The organism is Vibrio sp. T13N (genome assembly GCF_032970445.1).
Lineage (GTDB): Bacteria > Pseudomonadota > Gammaproteobacteria > Enterobacterales > Vibrionaceae > Vibrio > Vibrio diabolicus.
Window position 1 is genome coordinate 480,728 of sequence record NZ_JAWJYE010000003.1, and the last position, 20,475, is coordinate 501,202.

At 42.3% G+C, this 20,475-nt stretch carries 13 protein-coding genes and 1 pseudogene; 4 read left to right on the forward strand and 10 right to left on the reverse strand.

The genetic code is table 11. The annotated features are described in order from the left end of the window. Positions 1 to 2: 2 nt before the first annotated feature. The 5 genes from R2S67_RS07555 to dpdE all read right to left on the reverse strand — a co-directional run bounded on the left by R2S67_RS07555 (position 3) and on the right by dpdE (position 10,940). Positions 3 to 788 (reverse strand): hypothetical protein, encoded by a 786-nt coding sequence (locus R2S67_RS07555; RefSeq protein ID WP_317343026.1) that lies wholly within the window; start codon positions 786 to 788, stop codon positions 3 to 5. Beyond that, the gene (gene dpdH / locus R2S67_RS07560; RefSeq protein WP_317343027.1) at positions 785 to 3,859 is read right to left on the reverse strand and encodes a protein DpdH; all 3,075 of its coding nucleotides are present in this window, start codon (positions 3,857 to 3,859) and stop codon (positions 785 to 787) included. Before dpdH ends, R2S67_RS07555 begins: the two co-directional genes overlap by 4 nt. Continuing rightward, complete coding sequence (gene dpdG / locus R2S67_RS07565) at positions 3,859 to 4,746, reverse strand: protein DpdG (RefSeq protein WP_317343028.1); 888 nt, start codon at positions 4,744 to 4,746, stop codon at positions 3,859 to 3,861. The genes dpdH and dpdG overlap by 1 nt, the downstream gene beginning before the upstream one ends. 430 nt (positions 4,747 to 5,176) lie before the next feature. Next, entirely contained in the window at positions 5,177 to 7,771 is a 2,595-nt protein-coding gene (gene dpdF, locus R2S67_RS07570; RefSeq protein ID WP_317343029.1) for a protein DpdF, read from the reverse strand. 19 nt (positions 7,772 to 7,790) lie between these two features. Then, the gene (dpdE, locus tag R2S67_RS07575) at positions 7,791 to 10,940 is read right to left on the reverse strand and encodes a protein DpdE (RefSeq protein ID WP_317343030.1); all 3,150 of its coding nucleotides are present in this window, start codon (positions 10,938 to 10,940) and stop codon (positions 7,791 to 7,793) included. A 248-nt stretch (positions 10,941 to 11,188) separates the two neighbouring features. On the opposite strand from dpdE, the pseudogene R2S67_RS07580 reads away from it, so the two are divergent. Next, positions 11,189 to 12,377: pseudogene (locus tag R2S67_RS07580) on the forward strand (ISL3 family transposase). A 58-nt stretch (positions 12,378 to 12,435) separates the two neighbouring features. Here R2S67_RS07580 and folE read toward each other — a convergent pair. From folE to dpdA (R2S67_RS07605), 5 genes are read right to left on the reverse strand one after another with little or no spacing between them, the layout of a single operon-like run. Next, positions 12,436 to 13,050, reverse strand: a complete 615-nt coding sequence (gene folE, locus R2S67_RS07585; protein WP_317343031.1) for a GTP cyclohydrolase I FolE — start codon at positions 13,048 to 13,050, stop codon at positions 12,436 to 12,438. Positions 13,051 to 13,054: 4 nt separating this feature from the next. Then, entirely contained in the window at positions 13,055 to 13,726 is a 672-nt protein-coding gene (gene queC / locus R2S67_RS07590; RefSeq protein WP_317343032.1) for a 7-cyano-7-deazaguanine synthase QueC, read from the reverse strand. Positions 13,727 to 13,739: 13 nt separating this feature from the next. After that, complete coding sequence (gene queE, locus R2S67_RS07595; RefSeq protein ID WP_053049306.1) at positions 13,740 to 14,414, reverse strand: 7-carboxy-7-deazaguanine synthase QueE; 675 nt, start codon at positions 14,412 to 14,414, stop codon at positions 13,740 to 13,742. Beyond that, complete coding sequence (gene dbpB, locus R2S67_RS07600) at positions 14,389 to 15,504, reverse strand: DGQHR domain-containing protein DpdB (protein WP_269656090.1); 1,116 nt, start codon at positions 15,502 to 15,504, stop codon at positions 14,389 to 14,391. The genes queE and dbpB overlap by 26 nt, the downstream gene beginning before the upstream one ends. After that, entirely contained in the window at positions 15,501 to 16,718 is a 1,218-nt protein-coding gene (gene dpdA / locus R2S67_RS07605) for a tRNA-guanine transglycosylase DpdA (protein ID WP_140119871.1), read from the reverse strand. Before dpdA (R2S67_RS07605) ends, dbpB begins: the two co-directional genes overlap by 4 nt. A gap of 102 nt (positions 16,719 to 16,820) precedes the next feature. Here dpdA (R2S67_RS07605) and R2S67_RS07610 point away from each other — a divergent pair, with 102 nt between their 5' ends. From R2S67_RS07610 to R2S67_RS07620, 3 genes are read left to right on the forward strand one after another with little or no spacing between them, the layout of a single operon-like run. After that, positions 16,821 to 17,747: a DUF6884 domain-containing protein gene (locus R2S67_RS07610; protein WP_140119869.1), complete on the forward strand. Its 927-nt coding sequence runs from the start codon at positions 16,821 to 16,823 to the stop codon at positions 17,745 to 17,747. Beyond that, complete coding sequence (gene dpdA, locus R2S67_RS07615; RefSeq protein ID WP_317343033.1) at positions 17,744 to 19,159, forward strand: tRNA-guanine transglycosylase DpdA; 1,416 nt, start codon at positions 17,744 to 17,746, stop codon at positions 19,157 to 19,159. The genes R2S67_RS07610 and dpdA (R2S67_RS07615) overlap by 4 nt, the downstream gene beginning before the upstream one ends. A gap of 3 nt (positions 19,160 to 19,162) precedes the next feature. Further along, positions 19,163 to 20,380: a DGQHR domain-containing protein gene (locus R2S67_RS07620; RefSeq protein ID WP_140119865.1), complete on the forward strand. Its 1,218-nt coding sequence runs from the start codon at positions 19,163 to 19,165 to the stop codon at positions 20,378 to 20,380. Positions 20,381 to 20,475: the final 95 nt, after the last annotated feature.

Below are 20,475 nucleotides of genomic sequence, written 5' to 3' on the forward strand. Positions count from 1 at the left end.
TCTTAGCCTCGCTTAATATTGTAGCGACTTACATCATCATTTTTAGTCAGCCAAGCTAGCACTTCTTCCGTCAATAGATGCAATGGCGCCCCCTTACTTCGACCAGACGCCATTAAGAACTCATTCACTGCCGTAGGGATTTCGAGATCCATCTGGCTTCTCAGTTCAAGAAGACGTGCATGGAGTTGGTGAACCTCATCTAACTTTTCCTGTGAGTTTGGAATGCGCTTGGTTTCTTTCTCGAATTCATTTTTCTCTCGCAGATAGCGGTCAAACAAGCGCTTACGTTCATCAATGTGCATTTGACTGACAAGTAGGCTTTGATCAACATCCCAACTGTTACGAAGTTCCTTCACATAGATTTCCCATGCAGGATTTACATGCTGTTTGAAACGATTGGTTAGCGTTTCCATCTCCAGATGGAATTTGCTCCACTCTTGCCCTTGGGAGTTACGCACGTCATGTTTTTGTTCGGTAAACGCTTGACGGAAATTCTGCAATGCAAAGCGCACCTCTGCTACAGGGTCTCCTTCCATTGCAGCAATGATCGCATCACTACCATCAAAGTGGTCATTACCAAGCAATAGTTGGTAAGCGCCACTTTGAAGCTGTAGTTTGCCTGCGGCTTCCGCTAAGCCTTTAGTTAGAAAGATGTAATCGTCGCGAATTTGCTTTTTACGCTTCAATTGATCGTAATTTGTGAGCAGTTGGTTTAACTTATCGCAACGCTCAAGCAAGGTGCCGCGACTAGAAGCGTCATTGGTTTGATTAGTCATCTGCACGCTCATTTGTTTAACTCCTCTAGTTGTTGCTCAATCTGGTCTAATTGAGTAAATACGTCCTGCTGAGCTTGCTCAATTTCATCTCCACCTTCATTAATGATCTTGGTCATCAAGAATGCTGACGTCTGTTTGTCAAACGTTTCAAAGTCTTTAAGCACTTGCTTCACCATCTCAAATTGCTCGGCATTCACAGATACAACCTCTTGTAGCAAACGGGCTTCATTCTCACTCGCTTCTGGCAGTCGTAGGCTGCTTAAGTGTTTAATCAACTCGACGCGACTCTCTTCAGACCACAGTTCCAGTCCAGCACGGAGTTTAATTGCCGCATCTGTCGGACGTACTACATCAGCGTGGGTCGCCAGCGATAGGACCTCCAGGATTACCTCACCAACCGCTTCAATCGAATCTTTTTCGCCGTCAAACAGTTCGCGTAATAACTCTGCTGTAGGTAATACTTGATTGCGCAACCTCGGCAATTCCTGCAGTACCTTATTGATGATATCCGGCTCATCAATTTTCGGTTGTTTCAAGGCATCAATAACCATCTTGCCATCAATAGCATAAGGCTCTGCACCTGGTTTTTTTACTGCTGCCAGTCGAATCAATTGATCACGCAAGTCTTTACTACGACTAATCACCAACTCCCATTGATCATCAAGACCACCTAGCAATTTATATTGGCGTTTATCTTCTGTTGCCAATAGCATCGCCTCAAGGCGTTTAACACCGTCGCGAGCATTCGCTCCCTCTACCCCAATAAAATTCGCCCCTTGCAACAACTTATGTGCCACGTAAGATAACTGTTGTCGCTCCTGTTTTACCAAGTGCTCAATAACTTGTGGAACGACTCCGTCAAAGAAGTTTTGGTAATAAAGGTAAGCGATATCTCCGCCCTCAAACTCCCAGGTCTTGTTGTAATAGTGATAAGCCGCCATTGCATTAAATGCGGGAATCCATTGTTCGCCCTTGCTCTCAAATAATGCATCACTGCTTAAGTCAAGTATTGGATTCTTCACGTTGTTACCCGTCTTTGTTGGGAGATGAATCTTGTTTAGAGGAATGGTTTCAGGACGACATGCAAAGTGTACCCAGTCAATGGTTGCATTTAATCCTTCTACAATCCATTTCCGAATTTGCGCTGGACGGGGCTGTTTTAAATCTGCCCCTTGATGCCAAGCATCAAGTGCTTCACGCCACTTAATCAACTCGTCCGGTTCTGCTGACACAACGACATGATCGTTTTCAGAAATATTAACTGTTGGCTTAGGTGGGGTCACCTCGTTACCTTGTCCAGTAAGCTCTTGCTTTGGATTCGGTACCTGAGATGAGTGCGTCTTCACATCTGCTGAACCCAGTACTTGGCTCATATCAGATAAGTTAAACTCGTCGCACACCTCTACAGGTAAGGCGTTGCTTAGCGCTTGTATCGTTGTTGGATTGCCACCCCAAATTGCTGCTACTGTCTTCGCACGCTCAGGTTGTGACAGAATGTTGAACTGTGTGCCAACTGCAGTATTACCAATAACCCCCTGCCATTTTGCTGGCGGGAACGCATTCGCTAAGTAGATTTTTCGCTCTTGCTTGAGTGGGTCACGCAGTAAGTAGTGCAAGATCGAACGAGGGTGAAATTGAAGATGACCATCAGCAACACAATGTTTGCGCGCCAGTTGCTCAAGAGCAAAACGGTTATATGGAAATAGGGGATGTTCTTGTCGGGAGTAGCCAAACGCATCTAGGCGAGAGCGATGAGCACTTTCCGTAATCTCGCCATCATGCCACACCGGTAACCAGTCCTGTTCATTGCTAGTTTGCTTAAAGATGCGCGTTAACTCGTGCTCACCATAGCGTGCTGCATTCAGATAGCGACCACAAAAATCGACGATACGCTGCATCGTCTCCGTTTCATTCTGGCTTGCTGACTCGATCAACCACTCATAACCCGTTCGACCTAAAATGCCATCACGTACATGTAAGTAACCAGCAAAACCTTCTGTAACTGCAATCACAGACTTTAAGCGACAAAGGGGCTCGCGCTTATGGTGCTTCTCCTCTTCCATCAAACATTCAATAAACTCTTTTTGAATGGCAGTAGTAGTGGTGAAATCTTCAATCAGAATAACCAGCTCATTGTTTTCATTTTCAACGTAAAGTTGTTGACGAATAGCACGAACAACCTGCTGAATGGTCATTGGATTGATCTTTAGGACTTCTTCAACCGTTTTACCGCATGCTGTGTACAAAACTTGGTTCAATGTCCAAGCGGCTCCCTCACGAGCCTCAAACTCAGTCAACAACAAGTTGTTTCTGATATACTCTTGCACCTCTTGTGCTGCTGGTGCCAACTGATCCCGAATTTCAAAATCTTCCGGCTTCATTTGGTAATCTTGCTCAAAACCTTGCTCATCTTTAACACCTAGTGTTAGACGTTCAGCAATGTTGTAAAGACAAGCACCTTCGCGTGTAAAATGTTTAGTCAGGTGACTATCTTGTAGCAACGCTTGTAACCCTTCACCATGCGTCAAGACGTTCTCAAGCCACTCCTCCTCTGCAGGAGAAGAGCCACCACCCTGCAGGTCAACCATTGCGTTGACTTTTTCTAGCTCTTCATCTAGACACAAACGTAATTTTAAAGCGAGATGCTCCGCTACATGTCGAACATTGATTTCTTGACTAATACCGTTAATTGCTCGGCGAATCTCATCGTAAACATCACCATCTAAACCATCGATAAGTAAACGAACCACATCAGCAATTGAAGAGCTCTTAGGTATGTAAATAATGCGATATTTATCAGCATCAGGCTGGCGCTTAAGTTGAGCACCTAACCAACGAATGATGTGTGACTTACCCACACCTGCCGCACCTGTAATTGGGATTGGACGATTGTGCTTTAGAAGGAATTCAAACAGCGCTTGTTCGTCTGCACTCTGCTCGTCGCCTGTTGTGTGTTGGCGCTTAATTAGGCGCATTGGCTCATGTACTGCCATTAGTAAACTGCCAGACAGCGACTCTGCCTCGGTCAAGATACACTCTTCAATACGGCTAATTTCTGGCCAATAGCTTTGTAATACAGGCATTATTTGTCTCCTAATACTGTCACGTGAGTCACACCCATTAATACTTTATTATTTGGCCCCTTTAGGTTTCGTAAGCCTGCATCGGACAATTTTTGCAACCGAATCGTACCCGAGTGATGAAGGCGCAGCAGCGCACGAGAAAGTGAGGTTGATAATTCACCATCAGATGGTTTAGACCAATTCTTACTATTGATACATTTTTCAATATGCACACGATATGCGCCACCATCAATTACCGGAAGGCGCTTCGCTAGCAACTTAAGAAAGTCCTCAATAGTCAACTGTTTGTTTTTTTCAATTGAGTTGTCTGGTGCAAGTAACTCTTCTTTAATCGCATTCGTTGGATCAATGGTGTACGAACCATTGCCGATACGCGCTGCAAAACCTAGCCAATGCATGTAGTTAGGTACAACCGGTGTTTCATTACCATTAATCCGGAAGTCACTGAGATAGGTATCAACAATGTTTGCGAGGTTGCTTGAGCGGATTTCTGGGTATCGATACACATCAAGGCTTAGTATCATGCACACCAGTTTGGTTAGATCGACTGCACGTTGATCGCGAGCATCAAGGTCGAGGTTATTTTCCTCGGCGAGCAGGCAGCGGCGTGCGCCTGTTGATGTTGGAACATTAACGTCCTTGAAATATTCACTATTTAGCACCAAACCATCTTCTGTTTTACTGAGTAACCCAAGGTCTTTCCAGGCGTTAACTTCTTGATCTACTTTTAAACGCGCACTGTCGCCAAACGCCAACGTTTCAGGGCGACACCAAGAAACAATGGCATCTCTAGTCATTGGCTTTCGTCGGTTACTCTCTAGAACATTACGAATAACAGCCAGCACTTCAAACTGACTGCCACCGTGGGCATTATTAGTAATTGGCACCTTCAAGGTCTCCTTTAAACGCAATAAATCAACCCAACAATTTCGGACCAAAAGGACTTTTAAAGTTGAATAGATGATTAACGTAATGACTAAGTCAGAAACCGTGTTTGTGGAAGTGATTTTTCTTTTGACTGAAGGATAACAGTCTTTAGGAAGGAACCCGACGTAGTATTACGCCAAATTAACGATGAGGAATATAAGTTATTATTTGGCGAAAATAAAGCGCGTTTATCGGTAAACTCGACCGAATGCACATTATTCAAACTGACAACTTCGTTAACCATGAAAACGATAACGCCTCTTCGAGATGAGGCGTTAGTAGCAAGGTCATTATTTGTATCATCTAGAGGAATGTCGATTTCTCACTAAGTGAGGCACTGACCTTAATAAAAATCGTCTTTTATATACGAAAAGGCGAACATGAGCATGACTATTTGTTGTCTTTAATAGATTGCAGCAAATTCTCGGTACGTATCCAATTTTTGTTATCCAACAACACAAATAACTCACCCGTAGGATGGTTTGGAGCAACCATGTCATCAGGTACCATGACTAGTTGTAACGGACTTTTACTCGGTCCCCTTAACGGGCGTGGCATAGCAAAGTGCTTTTCTCCATCACGCCATGATGGAATCCAAAGTTCAGGCCAATGTGGCGCTAACGGTTCGCTACTTTCATCAGTAAAACGAACAATCAAATGTGACGGCAGACCACCTTGACGCTCTGCTGCCCTTTCTAGCACTTTATATTCATCTCTGTCTAAGCGAATACTTGCAATCACCCCACTCTGATATAACCGCTTAATTACATCGACAGCATGCTTTTCCCAGTTGCGTATTTCCTTTCTAGATCCATCAGGGCGTTGATACATTAAAAAGCCACGGCGAATCTGAATCCCGGATAGATTCGTCCAGACCATATGCGAATCCTGAAGAAAATCTCGATTAATGCGACTCTTTGGTAGGCTGTAATCAAGTAATTGCCCTACACCTTGTCGACACACGGGGCAACCACCACACGCCTTCATCGTCATCGCGTCAGATAGTTGATATAACTGAGTTAGCGTCTGACACAACGACTGGCCTGACGGATTTTTTAGCCATGCTCGCAGTGCCTCAAAGTTCGAATTAGATGCATCAGCGATGACCTTTCTGAAAGGTTCGACGTTTTCTTTCCAAAAACCAATATCGGTATGATTTGCCACCAGAGGTTTGACGACCAAAGAGTTACGATATTGATCCATCGCCACCTCTAGTACTTTTTCATACTCGTCGTCCGACTGGCCTTCTAATTGTTCTGGCATCTGCTGTCGAACAGCATCAAGTTGAATCACACCCGCACGAACCATCAATAAGATGGTACGCAAGTTCCAACTACGATTACTTTTTGATTGGTTTTTTAGTCGTTTAACAAGGTGCTTCAAATTAACACGATATAACTTTCCTCCTGGCAAAGCCTCCGCTCGTTCCCACATGCTTTCCCAGCGTTCATGACCAAGTTCGACACTGATAACCGCTTCTGTACCAATTTCTTTGGCTAACAGAGCATCTTTTTCGGTATAGATCATGATGGAAGTCGCCGCTTTACCATCACGACCAGAACGCCCAACCTCCTGGTAATAGCGGTCCATGTTCTCAGGATAAGTTGCATGAATTACACAGCGAACATCATTCTTATCCATACCCACCCCAAATGCAGAGGTTGCGACCATAATATCGAGTTCATTGTTGGTCCACTGCTCGAGAAGTTGAGTCCGCTTCTCTTTACCCGTTTTACCCGTGAACTCCCCAACTCGGCCATATCCTTGACTTTGAAGGTATCGATGCCATTGTCTAGCTTCACCTGGCTTCGTGAAATAGAGAATCAGTGGTCGTGGGGCGTTAGCTAACGCTTCTATTACCCATTGATTTTGCGTTTCTAAATCTGGAGCTTTCGCACTCCAGTAAGAAGGCTCGGGCCGAAGATGGCATGCGTGGACTTCCGTCATGTGACGGTCAAAGATGTCACGTAGGCCCTGACGAGTATCTTCAGTCAAAGTGGCTGTCATCAGAATGGTAGAACAAGGTGTCACACCTTTCGTTATACTGGCATTACGTAAGCCGCGAACAAGACCACCAAGTTGCTGAAACTCAGGGCGGAAACCTGTCCCCCACTGAATAACCAAATGCGCTTCATCGATTATAAGGTTACGTAAACCGCCATTCTCGGCGGCATCAAAAAGTACAGGAGTGAGTGAACTACAAGCAGCCTCTGGAGAGGTGACTATAAGACGTTGGGTACCTTGACGAATACGCTTTCTAGCTTCACTACGTTCGTCCGATTCTAACCCCGAATGCCACGCTAACACGTCTTCTGCACGACCACCTTGGCGTAAAATCTCTTGCCGATATCGTGACGCTTGCTCAAGCGCAAGTGCTACCGTGGGTACAATGACGATGCTCAACGCATTCTCTCGCGGAGCAAACATCGTCATAACCTGCCCCACCAGAGTTTTACCGGTGCCCGTCGGCAAGTTCACCAGCAACGTACTACCAGGTTCACTCATTAACGCTGCTCGCACTGCGTCACGCTGACCTGGTGCCTGATAATGTGTATAAGCATCTCCCATAACACTTTGTACGCCTGGATCAATTGGCACTGCACTCGCTATACGACGTTGCTTTTCTGCCCATGTATCCGTAAAAACTGGCTTTTTGCCATCTTCTAGCCAATTAGGCTGCCAAATGCTGCCAATACTAAGTAGATAAACTTCGCCTAAACGCTGACAATCAATGCTACTTTGTTGCCAATCTTGTTTCTTAGGCCACGTTCGGTTGTATATTTCGGTAGGAACACGAATTTCAATACTTGGATCTTGTACTGCTTGTTGCTGTAACCAATGAACAATCGCCCCACGGCGATCCAGTGGTTGGCTATTCTCTTCCAAGCATTGCCACACACGACTCTCTACAGTCGTCATATTTTCCGGCTTATCGAAGCCCTTATGACTGCCTTGTTTCAGAACGGAATGGAAAATCTGCAGCATGTTACTGTCTAACCCTTACTTAATTTAACGACGACTGACCTGAGACTAAAAATACTGCTTTAGCAGCCAAGCATTTATAAACGGGTTGTCCAAAGGCTTGTCTTAGTTGTGCAACAAAACTCTCAGGCAAACTAGAGTCCGATACAAGATAGTTTTCTAGATTATCCAGACCTCTGCGATGAATTTCTCGATACTTGGTCTCCACCGAAACCAACGCCTTTTCTTCCATAGTAAAGCACTGTTCACGCCACCCATCTTTCGAAAACAAATAATCAACATCTGACCATGTTTTAGCTAAGTTAGTATCACTGCCACCATCTTTTTTCTTGCGATATTTTTGTGCAAAGAACTTAACCGCTTCCTCAGGTAATGGTTCACCATTAGCATTCATCCACAAGGTAAAGCGTTTAGGCGGCATCAGCTGATCACTAATTCGAACTAGAGTCGATGCATATTCGTCATTCGGGTCAAACTCAGTGGTAGCCAGGTACTCAAAGCAAAAAACGACTCCTTCACTATCTTTATCCATCGTTTTGACTTCACGCTTCATGGCACTTGCTAAACCTCGCTCTTCATATGGCAAGAGCGATAGCATCGCATCGTGGAATGGTTCACCTAGGCGCGCAACACGTTTATGCGCATTTTGAGCATCGCTACGAATATAATCCATTGCATAAGTAGTTGGTGTCGGAAACTCTGCATTTTGTGTTTCAAAACCTAAACAACAGTGCTCTTTCAGCGAGTGCACGTCAACCATTGTTGCTTTGCCTGCTTGCTGAGGTGGAAGATACACATAGCGATCTTCAAACGAGCCAAAACCTAACGTTTTGCTAATCCACGCTCGAGCAACTACCTTAAACTCGTCTTCTCTCTCATCAACGTCTTGTAGTTTATAGGCAAACTGCTGTGCTTCTTGCACATCAGTATCAATAGCCATCAATGCTTCTAGGTTACGGATTCTTGTCCATTCGGATTCCAATACTTGCCCTGAACCCACAAGACGTTCATCGAGATTCACTAGTGCCTCAATCCCCTCTAAGAACAATTCCTCAATCACTAGATTCATCTGCTCTTCAATAACAAATTGTAAACCTGCAATAGATTGCTTGAACATCTCAAACGAGTTGTCCAACACATTGATCCATAAAGTCGCAAATGATTGCTCATCATTCGGCTCAATGACCATACTGCGCACAGGCGCAGCAAACTGATCTGCTGCATAGCGGTTCATTCGCCCATTACGCTGTTCCATGCGGTTAGGAGATAGCGGAATGTCGTAGTGGATAGCTACACGATGCCCACCGTGTAAGTTAATCCCTTCTTCAGCACGACGATCGCAAATAAGCACACGACATTCCGGATCCTTACCAAATCGAAGTGGTTGATTTGGATTATGACGCTGGACTTGACCGCGTGAGTAGTTAAAGCAAATATCGGCACTAAGTTGATCTGCTGACCAAGGGTGATCACAAAAAATAACCACACCCGCTTTGGTATCACTCATTAGAGAATCAAGTTGCTTAACTAGTACTTTTAGGTATTGCTCTTGTGCGTCTTCACCTTGTTCAATAATTTGTTCAAGTAATTCAGATTCATCCGGCACTAACGCTGAACATAATTGCTGCCGTTGTTGATCTGACAAAAGAAAATCTTGCTGAGACAATTCGTGCTGAGATAGACGAGAATAAGCCACCTGAGTTAACACTTGTGGAGACCCTAAACTCGCCTCTACAAACATCATATAAATTGCGGCAAAGCGCTCGCTGTCAGGGTCATTTATCAGCATATGCTGATGCCATGCTTCAAGTGCTTCATTCAATCTAGCACTAAAATAAGTCAGGCGCTCCAAGCCATGTTCAGCTAAGCCAGGAAGCAGTTGAGAAATGCCTTCCGATGAACGACGATTGCGCAACATACGGTGATGTACACCATGACGATTCGCTATATGGTTGCGAATCTGTCGAATCAGTTTATCGGCTTCTTCACTGCGATTGCTGTTGAATCGGGATGCAACTAACGAAGGCTCTAATTCCTCCGCCATTGCTAAGAAAACGTTATCAGACTCTAGTGTGTTCTTGAGGATTTTTAGATGCTGAAGCAATTTTAGGTTAATGTTATTAGTGGTAAATGACTGAATCAAACCACCGATTTTCTCGCGTTGTGCAACTCGTTTACCGAACTCAGTAACACCTTGTTCTGTAAGATGGTAATTATCAATATCAAGCAGGTGTAGCATCGCCAAGAAGTTTCGCTCATTACCAACCAGCGGTGTCGCTGAAAGTAACAATAACTTGTTACTCAAATGCACTTGCTTAGCAATACGTTGATAAGCTTGTTGCTGCTGTTGTGAAGTTGACCATCCCCACTCAGCAATTTGGTGCGCTTCATCAATCAGTACTAGGTTTGCATCAAAGGTCATCTTATCCGCCAGGTACTGGTCATAAGTCTGAACTATAACGCTCTTATCTAATAACTCACTTAAGTGAAAACGCTGAGAAAGTTCTCGAACCCATTGTTGATAAAGAGCTTCAGGGACTAAGACTAAAACCTTGTGGGAGTCAGGATGGTCGAGTACGTGTTGACGAAGGATTAACCCTGCTTCAATAGTCTTACCCAACCCAACTTCATCAGCAAGTAGATAGCGCTGGATAGGGTCAGAGAGAACACGTCGAACCACGGCCAACTGGTGTGACTCTAATTCGATTGATGAGGACAATGCCGCAGTAACACCAGCACATGCTTCACGCTGATCAAGCATATGATTGTGAAAATCGACACGTGCTTCCTGAAAGTAAGGAGTGTAAGTATGTTGATTTGCTAGCCATTCAATAGGAGAGGAAAGAGGTTTATCCCAACGAACATAAAGGTCAACTTGTGGCAAATGACGATACTCATCATTTGGGAACTGCACTAAGTAATCAGCCGGTGGCGGTGCTTCACCAACAATACGGCCCGTAAGCCACTCTTCACTTTCATGTTCGTAATAAGAAACAACCGTTTCGATAAGTAGCAACGATTTATCTACAGCATTGATATGGCACTGCGCTTCATGCGCCACCATACACATAGGAGAGTCAAAATAAGTGACCACAACAGACTCACCATCAATTTTAGAAATTTTCCCTAGCCCCAAGCCATTTTCTACACATACAAACTGACCTACTTCCAACTTAGATTTCCTATGTAATCGATTTAATATTGGGAATATTTATCTCTAGACCGTAATGAAATGAAGTGCTTAGGATAAATACACATTCGTTATGCAATATGAACAGCATATCATAAAAATAACATCGAGAGGCGACACATACTGTCGCTAAAAAAGGTTCATCGCGGATAAGCGGGAACTGAAAACAAAAACGGTAGTAAGTGATAGAGTTTTATCGCCAAACAAAACCTACACAAACTACCGTTTCCATGTCGAATCATACTTTCCTATCTTCATTCTGGGTAGGCTTTCATATAGTAAAGTCTCATCAGGCCGCATCATTAATAGAGCTCACTCTCAAACTTAATTCTATCGCTAGGTGTCCGTGCGGGCTTAAAGCTCAAGCCATACATGAGTATCAATGGCGTAACGTGAAGGAAGCCACGTTGTTAGGAACTCCCGTTGAACTGACCGTTCAACCCGACGCATCAAGTGCAGCCACTGCGGAATTAAAACAGAACGACTATCTTGGTTGGAACCTTATGCTCGTATCACTAACCGTCTACGAAGCTATATAGAACAGTTGTTGCCCCTGCTACCAATTAAACATATAGCCCAAGTGACTGGCGTTCATTGGCACACAATCAAAGAGATAGATAAACGTCGGCTTCAACAGGTAGTACCGCAAGTTAAATGGGGTGAATTAAGGCAACTCGTCATGGACGAGTTTGCCATTTTTAAAGGACACCGCTATGCAACGGTCATTGCTGATGCGAAAAGTCATCAGGTTATCTGGATAGGACTAGGTCGTAGCCGAAAGGATATTCGACCGTTCTTTGAACTGCTAGGTGAGCATGGCAAAAATATCGAAGCTGTAGCAATGGATATGAATACGGATTTTGACCTTGAAGTCCAAGAGCCTTGCCCAAATGCCCGTATAGTTTACGACTTGTTCCACGTTGTTGCTAAATTTGGTCGTGAGGTGATGGATAGAGTCAGAGTCGACCAAGCCAATAAGATAAAACAGGATAAAAAAGCAAGGCAATGGGTCAAGCGTTCGTGCTGGATATTATTGAAAAATAAGGATAATTTAAATACACAACAGGAAAGCCACCTCACAGAAATATTGAATATGAATCGTGACTTGATGACAACTTACTGGGGGCGCAATTAAAGGAACTGTGGTGTTGCAGCTCTGAACTTCAGGCTAAAAACTTATGGCAGGTATGGTGGGAGCAAGTGAATGAGAGTGGAACTAAGCCGCTCAAGGAGTTCGATCGAAAGCTCCGTCCATATCTTCATGGGATCACTGCTTCAGCAAGCTACCCGCTGAAAACCTGTACGCTTGAAGGGATAAATAACAAGATAAAGTTAATCAAGTGGATGGGATATGGCTATAGAGACACTGATTACTTCTTCTTAAAGATAAAAGCGGCTTTCCCCGGAAAGCCGCGATGAACAATAAAAATCCTCATTTAGAGGATTTTTGGGCACCAAGAAGAATCAAATTACATTTTCACTTCTTAAATTTACCGCCTGACTTGACTGTCGTTGTCGAACTTGTCGTGTCCCTGATCCCTCTACTCTTTACGCAGTAATGCGTTGCTTCAAGTTTAACGTAAACATCTTCAACCTCTAGCAAGGTTTTAAGGGCTACAAAGATCTGCGAAGTTAATCGTTCTTGAATTTGTGGTCTCTGAGAAAAAAACCGAACCAAGCGGTTAATTTTTGACAAGCCGATCACTTTATCACCAGGTATGTACGCCACAGTTGCCTTTCCATCTATAGTCACCAGATGATGCTCACAAGTGCTGGTGAAAGAGATATCTTTCACCAGCACTTCCTCGTCAAAAGACATTTTGTTATCAATAGTTGTTATCTTCGGAAAGTTTTCATAAATCAAGCCTGAGAAAATCTCATCAACGTACATTTTTGCGATACGTTTAGGCGTATCAGCAAGGCTATCATCATTCAAATCTAAGGATAGTGCACCAAGTATATCTCTAGTCGCTTTCTCAATGATTTCAAACTTATCTTTTGAACTTAAGCCATTGTCAAACATCGGTGTTTCAAGTCCATGTTCTAGCAACGCTTGACGCACCATCTGCGCTTCTTGGGTAATACTGTCCATGAGATTACAACGAGCCCAAATAGTGTTCTTTGTTCTTCTCGTATGCTCTCAAGCCCTCACCTCTCAACTTACATGATGGACAATCACCGCAGCCACTACCAATAACCCCATTATAACAAGTTAACGTTTTGTTCTTCACAAGATCTAGATGTTCATATTTGTCCGCCAAAGCCCAAGTCTGAGCCTTGTCTAACCACATTAAAGGAGTCACTAGTGACAAATCGTATTCCATACCTTGCTGCAAAGCGTTCTCCATTGCCTGAACGAATGAATTGCGGCAATCAGGGTAACCAGAAAAGTCTGTTTCACAAACACCAGTAATAACAGAGAGTGCTCCTATTTGATAAGCGTAAATACCAGCAAGGGTAAGAAATAAAATATTACGCCCTGGAACAAATGAATTAGGAAGACCATTAGCTTGCAACTCATGAGATACAGGAATGTCATCTCGCGTTAAAGAGCTTATAGCAAGTTCATTAAGTAAGGATACATCCATTACTTTATGAGCGGTGACGCCGAGTTCTCGGCACAATGATTGAGCTACTTCGATCTCTAACTTGTGGCGCTGACCGTAATCAAAAGTGATCGCATGAACCTCATCATACTGTGTCAATGCCTGAACCAAACAAGTGGTTGAATCTTGACCACCACTAAAAACAACTACTGCCTTTTTCATTATTCTTCCTCTACTATGCAATCTGTAGGTATTTGTGAGTTTGTATCGACAGTCGCCAGTTATTCTGAATGCACGCCTCGATACACAGTTCCGTCGCTCGTTTTTTTTGACTTATAGGCTGTAGTGCTACGACAACATTTTCTCTCGTTTCAAATGTTGAGAGTAAATCGGTCAAATTGTCGAGATCTTTTTGCGTTCCTATTGGGTATTTGATTTCATTTGCACGCGAGACTGCCTGTGCTTGAATATTCAAACCACCTTTCATACCAATTTTTGGTGATACCGTAACCCAGCATGCCTCACTCGCGTTAACATCAAAAGTACCGCTGGTTTCAATTTGACAAGTAAAACCGAAACTCTCCAGTCGAGAGGTCAAACTAGTCAAGTCATACATGCAAGGCTCACCACCAGTAATGACAACATGCTTTGCACTATAGCGCTCTGAACATTCCTTCACGACTTGTTCTACCGAGACTTGGCCCCATTGTTCACTTTCAGTACATTTTCCTATCACCGCATCAAAGGAAACTTCATGTTCTAAATCAACTTCCCATGTATGTTTTGTATCACACCATGCGCATCCAACAGGGCACCCTTGCAACCTTAAAAAAATTGACGGCACACCAGTAAATACGCCTTCACCTTGAATCGTTTCAAAAATTTCATTGACCTTTAACAATTGGGACACCCCTTTCTAGTTTTTCATATATATTGGTCAAGTACCTCGTAACCATCGATATGTCTTGGGTTACGTTTTGTAACTGGTTCCACTTTCTCACGATCTGTTCTCCATCGGAATCTTTTCCAAACTCCCAGTGACCTTGACTCCATGAGCAATACGGTTTTATGCGGAAAAGTTTCTCTACACAGAACTCAAAAAATATTTCCGATGTTTTTTTTATACTATATGAGTAATAAATTTCATCAAACAATTGCCCTAACGAAATAATCCCAACACCATGGAAAAGTCGTGAATCCTTGGGTTTTTTCCCCCAATCGTCATAAAACACTTCTCGAACCGCGCTAAAATAAGTACTCATCAACTGTACTGCGTCATCACATTGCTCTAAGGTGTATGCATTTTCTTTTAACTCGCAAACGTCATACAATGCACCCTCTCTCAGACTGTTATCTAACATTTTCATCATCGAGTTATCCGCAATTAACCCGTCAGGGTTAGTTGTAAGTTTAATCAATCCATTTAATGTAGAATCAGGTTCATAATTTAGTAATTGTGTAAGCAATGAGGGTAATCGTCTTCTTGTAAGGCTTTCATTAAAGACACCGCTCGCATGAGGAAGCAGTTCATATATTAAACTACGCGACAATGGTTTCGCAGAGTTAATTAACAAAAACTGCTGCCTTTCAAACTCTGAATCATCACTCATCAATATACATACTGGATAGCTGAAATCTTTTCGCCCAGACTGCTTTAAAGCAGCTACACGCTGCTGACCATCAACCAATACCGCACTACTTGGGACTCTTGGAATCATTAACTCATGTGTACCATCACTTTTGGATGAAATATTAATTTTTGTTTTTAGACATATGATAATTGAGTTTGGAATCACCGAATTTTTAGAGTCAATATAAGCAGCAATATTATCAATATGTTGACGCACCTCCGGTCTTTGATAACCTTTAAGTACATTTTTATCTGTTCGAAACACTCTTGAAATAGTACAAATTGATTCTATTTCAACAATATTCATTGTCGTTATAAATAATGCGACATCACAGCCTTGTTCTACTTTTAATGCCATTTTTTTGATCATTGATAACTCCTACTTAAATGCATATAAAAATCATGCAAGTTGTGGAAACCTCGACGCTTATTTCTTTCAGAACCTCGATATATCATCACCTCAATGCCAAGAACCTTACATATAGCACAATGGCATTTCTTCCATGGTTTATCCTCTAATGTTCGCTTATACTGAAAATAAGATTCATTCCGGTGATTCATCAATAGATTTTCATACTCTAATACACTTGCTAATGTTGAATCTATGTCTCTAATTCCCATGTCATAATCACGTAGTGCCTGCATTGCTTCTGCTTCTAGTGCATGAACTAGGTTTTGTTCTATTCGACCTGAAGAAATCGTACGTTTAACCATTTGATTTCCACTCGACTGTGGAACTCGAATTGCACTATATGTTTCACTACCGAAACGATAATTTTTTGTTTTGTTTAAAAACGCTTGTTTTAATGGGGTCGTACTATCAATACTAAATATTCCTAAAGACTTTAAGCGTTTTGACAATTCAGGCCTACCAATACCAAGCAGATGTAATTTTGTACCACGTGCTAAATAATTATTAATCTCTTCAATTAATTTACAGATTTGATTTGAATCTAATGTCACTACCCCCCCTATAGTAATGAACTCGTAACCCATTTTTTGTAAACAAACTACCGAATTAACATAACTTTTGACGTCCCACCCCTGTGCAACCCCATAAGGTATAAAATTTTGTGCTTTTGACTGTTTAAGGAATACGCTTGCATTCTCTAGCGTCATTTCTACACGCGCCTCCTTGTCTCTTGGTAAGGATCCTTTGTCTCGACTACGTTCATCACGATACCCTAGTACAATATGGTCAAGAGATATCCCCTGATTGACATCCGCTTTCACGTAGAAGTCAATTAGTTCATCTATCGAATATGGTGGTGCTGATTCCTCAGCATATGAAAATGCACCACTATCCCCCATCACTTCATAATCACGATTAAGACGAAAAAATCGATGCGCCCCTTCTCGAAATAGTCGATACTTTTGTCCATCTGAATATCTGGTTTTGTTTGTCCTACCTGGAACTCCCTCAACAATAGCTTTCGAGATCAGAAGGCCATCATATGGACGCTTGATTATTTCATGGGCATACACATCATCTCGCTGTCTCACATGACCATTGATTACTTTCTCGGATACAAAATCAAATTCCGGATTTACAAAATCTTGACTGTCGGGGAAAAAGTACTTCATAGATACCTCCTGATAAAACTAAGCATATACGAAGTCCCGCCTTTCAGCTACACTCAAAGCCAAAGAAATCCGCTCTAACGAATAAACTTGCATGGATACCGTATGAACCAAATAAATTTACTGATCCCTTGCACATCAAGAAAGATTCAAAATGCTTCTCTGACTATGAATATCAAGGAGCACATTTCTACGTCAGTTGAAGAAACACTACACAAATGGGAGAAATCTTTTTCGGCAAACAAAAATAGGGTTAAGGCAAGAGACCTGTATCTCGGCCCTGGATTTACGAATTTACGATCTCTTGCAGAAAAGCATGGTTTGTCACTGAAGATACTTTCGGCTGGGTTTGGGTTGATTGATGGAGAAACTGAATTACCAAGTTACAATGCAACTTTTGCAGCAAACGAAAACAGGGTGCCCACGCCAAAAAGTCAGTGGTGGAAAGCAATTAGTGAATCTAAACTTCCCAGCATGTCGCTGCAAAAAACGTTCTCTATTAACCAAGACGATTACTTCATTATTGTTGTGAGTAATGAATATCTACATGCAATACAAGATGACTTGTTAGAGACACTAAGACATTTTGACAACGCACAAAATCAAATCGCTATCATTTCGACGTCGATACCTAAAGCGTTGAATGATTTCGCTAAATGTTTCGTCCAGTGTACCCGAGGGGTCCTCGAACACTCAGAGGCAAAGAGCGTTGGCTTAGGTCTTTCCGATATGAATATCACTGCAATTGCTACGCACCTATTTCTGCAAAAATTAGATCTTACAAAACCAAACTTCAGTGATACTATCTACGCCCTTAATGAAGAGTTTGCTCCGCTGAAACCGAAACTAAGACCTAAGAGAATCACTCAACCCGTTGAATCTATAAAAAATTTCATTAGAACCGAAATACACAACGGTGCTAGTTCTGAAACATCAGCACTACGCAAATATAGAGATAATGGGTATGCATGTTCTGTTAAACGTTTTAGCGAGTTTTACAACCAAGTTAAATCAGAAAAAGGTTTATCGTGACTAAGTTCCGCTTTTACTTTCCCGACAATAAAGATTTTGTCGACCCATGTTTCGACGGCAAAGACGGTACTCGTACGAAGTACCACCGCCAATATGATGATGATCATTATCCCCACGAGATCCTGACGGAGCTTCCATTTGACGGAATGCTAATTTCTCTAGCGGGTGTTGGCACAATGCAAAAGCGTGGCAAATACTACGAGCAAGAACTTACTGAAGACTTCTACTTCCTAGGTGCTCGAGAGTTTTTGCGCCTAAACAAATCGAAGTTTCAAGATGTCAAACTAATGGGAGACTGTGGCGCTTTTGATTACCATGCAGAAAAAGAGCCGCCGTTTACCGTTGAAGAACTCATCGAATTTTACGATCGCGGTGGTTTTGATTACGGTATCTCACTCGACCACATTGTTTTCCCATACTTTAAAAACGAAGAAACAAAAGACGAATTCGTCAAAAGCAATGGCTCACATGTTTTCCATGAATTGATCCAAGAAAGTGAACGCCGCATCAAAATAACCCTCGACAACGCAGAAGTCTTCTTGGAGAAGTCTCATGGCTACGCATTCGAAGCGTACGGTGTTGCTCATGGCTATGACAAAGTCTCATTCATTCGCTCGGTAAAAGAGCTCCAAGAAATGGGCTATAGAAAAATCACAATCGGGGGTATGATCAAAGCAAAGACAGATGAAATCCTTGATTTGCTTGAAAGCCTTAGTGAAGTTCGTCATCCAGAAACTGAGTTTCATCTGCTAGGCATTTGCCGCTTTGACAATATCCCTGCCTACGTCAAAGCGGGAGTAACTAGTGCAGATAGTACATCGCCTCTTATGCAGGGGCTTAAAGGGGGTAAGTACTACTCACTCTCTGAAGAAACAGAGCCCTCGAAAATCGAAGAGTCACTAATGATTCGAGCACGTCAATGCGACCATAAGAATGTTCAAGATCATATTGAAAAATACCGTGACGAACTTCATAACCATATTCGAGATATGGGTGAGAACAACGAGTTCGATATCGATCTCTCCAATACTGCATTATCCGTTAATGAGTGTGTGAAGCGCCTCGAATTAGACTGTCTAAAAAAACTGCGACACTATGATGAAACTGCGCTAGATCTTGAAGGCACAGTAAAAGCGTTAGTTGCTTACGAGAAAGTAACTAATGAAGCGTACCTACCTTCAAAAATGACGCCATCAAAACTCACTACGTTAAATCGTGGAGAGGCAAAGTACCGAACTTTCCTAGAAGAACGAAAGTGGCGTCAATGTACTTGTGGTATTTGTAAAGGAGGATTGATGAACATTATCTTCCGATCAAATCAGTCAAACCGCCGCCGTGGTATCCACAACCTAGCGATAGTTACTAAGCACAAAAACCGTGTAATTAAATCACTTGAGGCAGTAGTGAAGTAATCCATGTCAGAAATATTAAGAATTAAAGCTATTCAAGAAGTGGTAAATGGCGTCACTGTTTACACTGGTTGGATAGAGGGAAAAAAAGTTCGCGATGTAGCAAAGATCGTACATATCACTCGTGAAGGTGAATATATACATGGGTACCAACGAAGTGAACTTCCGAAACATATTGAATCAATAACCGATTACGTGGAGTCAAAAAACTCTACTATACTGGCGAACTTAGTAATTGGCTTTAACAAGTCAGTTAAGTTTGAGCCTATCACGGAAGGTTCTGAATTCGGTCACTTGGTGGTCCCTTACGACCCAGATCTGCCATCAAGTGAACTCCCCGGTGCGATTGTAGATGGGCAACAGCGTTCTGGTGGTGTAAAAAATAGCCACCACGAGAGTTATCCTCTACCGGTATCCATCTTTATTTCGGAAAATGAATCCGACTACATCCAACAATTTCTAATATTGAATTTGGGTAAACCACTAACAGCTGTTCAATTAAATGCCTTGGCTCTTTACGATGAGATTTATAAGCCACCAGCATTGGCGGAAAAAGCATTCCCACTTTCTATGTGCGAAGAGTTAGGATTCCGTAACGAAGATTCGCCACTTTATGGTTTGATTAAGTCAAATGGTAATAAAGATGGCATGATTGCAGAGTCATCCATCACTGAATTTATCACCAACGTGCAGCGTCAACTATTAAATGTTATTGGTGTACGTGTATATCAAGAACTGGATGACGTGACTCGTGAAAGATTCATACAAGTACTTAAAAACTTCTGGAGTGCTGTAGCAACTGTATTTGTTGAGGATTGGGCGAAAAAATCTCGAGATATGAAACGTACCTATATTACACACGGAACCTCTATCATTGGTTTTTCATATCTATGTCGTCATATGCTGCGTGTATTCTTAACTCCAGCGAAAAATGTCAATAATGAATCAATTTTGACATCAGAGTTACCATCCCCTGCATTTTTCATTAAAGAGTTATCAATAATTAAAAATGATTGTAACTTTAGTAGTGGACACTGGGAGTTAGGCTTACTGAGAACCAATCAAAARGATGATAACGGTAACGACCTCGCGATAAAGTACACTCGACGATGGAATGATTTCCAAAATACTACATCAGAAAAACAATTGTTTGCGACAAATATTCTACGTATTTACGAAGTAAATAAAGGTTGGCGTAAAGATTACGATATATACATAGATTAATAAAAAAGAGAAGGTAACCCCTTCTCTTTTTTATTTCTCTATTTCATCGATCAACTCAAATATAAGCTCAAGACGCTCATAATTGCACAGCGCGG

Excerpts from the sequence above, each read along its gene's own strand:
- R2S67_RS07555 (WP_317343026.1), bottom strand. The coding sequence starts at position 788 with ATGAGCGTGCAGATGACTAATCAAACCAATGACGCTTCTAGTCGCGGC.
- dpdH (WP_317343027.1), bottom strand. The coding sequence starts at position 3,859 with ATGCCTGTATTACAAAGCTATTGGCCAGAAATTAGCCGTATTGAAGAG.
- dpdF (WP_317343029.1), bottom strand. The coding sequence starts at position 7,771 with ATGCTGCAGATTTTCCATTCCGTTCTGAAACAAGGCAGTCATAAGGGC.
- folE (WP_317343031.1), bottom strand. The coding sequence starts at position 13,050 with ATGGACAGTATTACCCAAGAAGCGCAGATGGTGCGTCAAGCGTTGCTA.
- queC (WP_317343032.1), bottom strand. The coding sequence starts at position 13,726 with ATGAAAAAGGCAGTAGTTGTTTTTAGTGGTGGTCAAGATTCAACCACT.
- dbpB (WP_269656090.1), bottom strand. The coding sequence starts at position 15,504 with ATGATCAAAAAAATGGCATTAAAAGTAGAACAAGGCTGTGATGTCGCA.
- dpdA (WP_140119871.1), bottom strand. The coding sequence starts at position 16,718 with ATGAAGTACTTTTTCCCCGACAGTCAAGATTTTGTAAATCCGGAATTT.
- R2S67_RS07610 (WP_140119869.1), top strand. The coding sequence starts at position 16,821 with ATGAACCAAATAAATTTACTGATCCCTTGCACATCAAGAAAGATTCAA.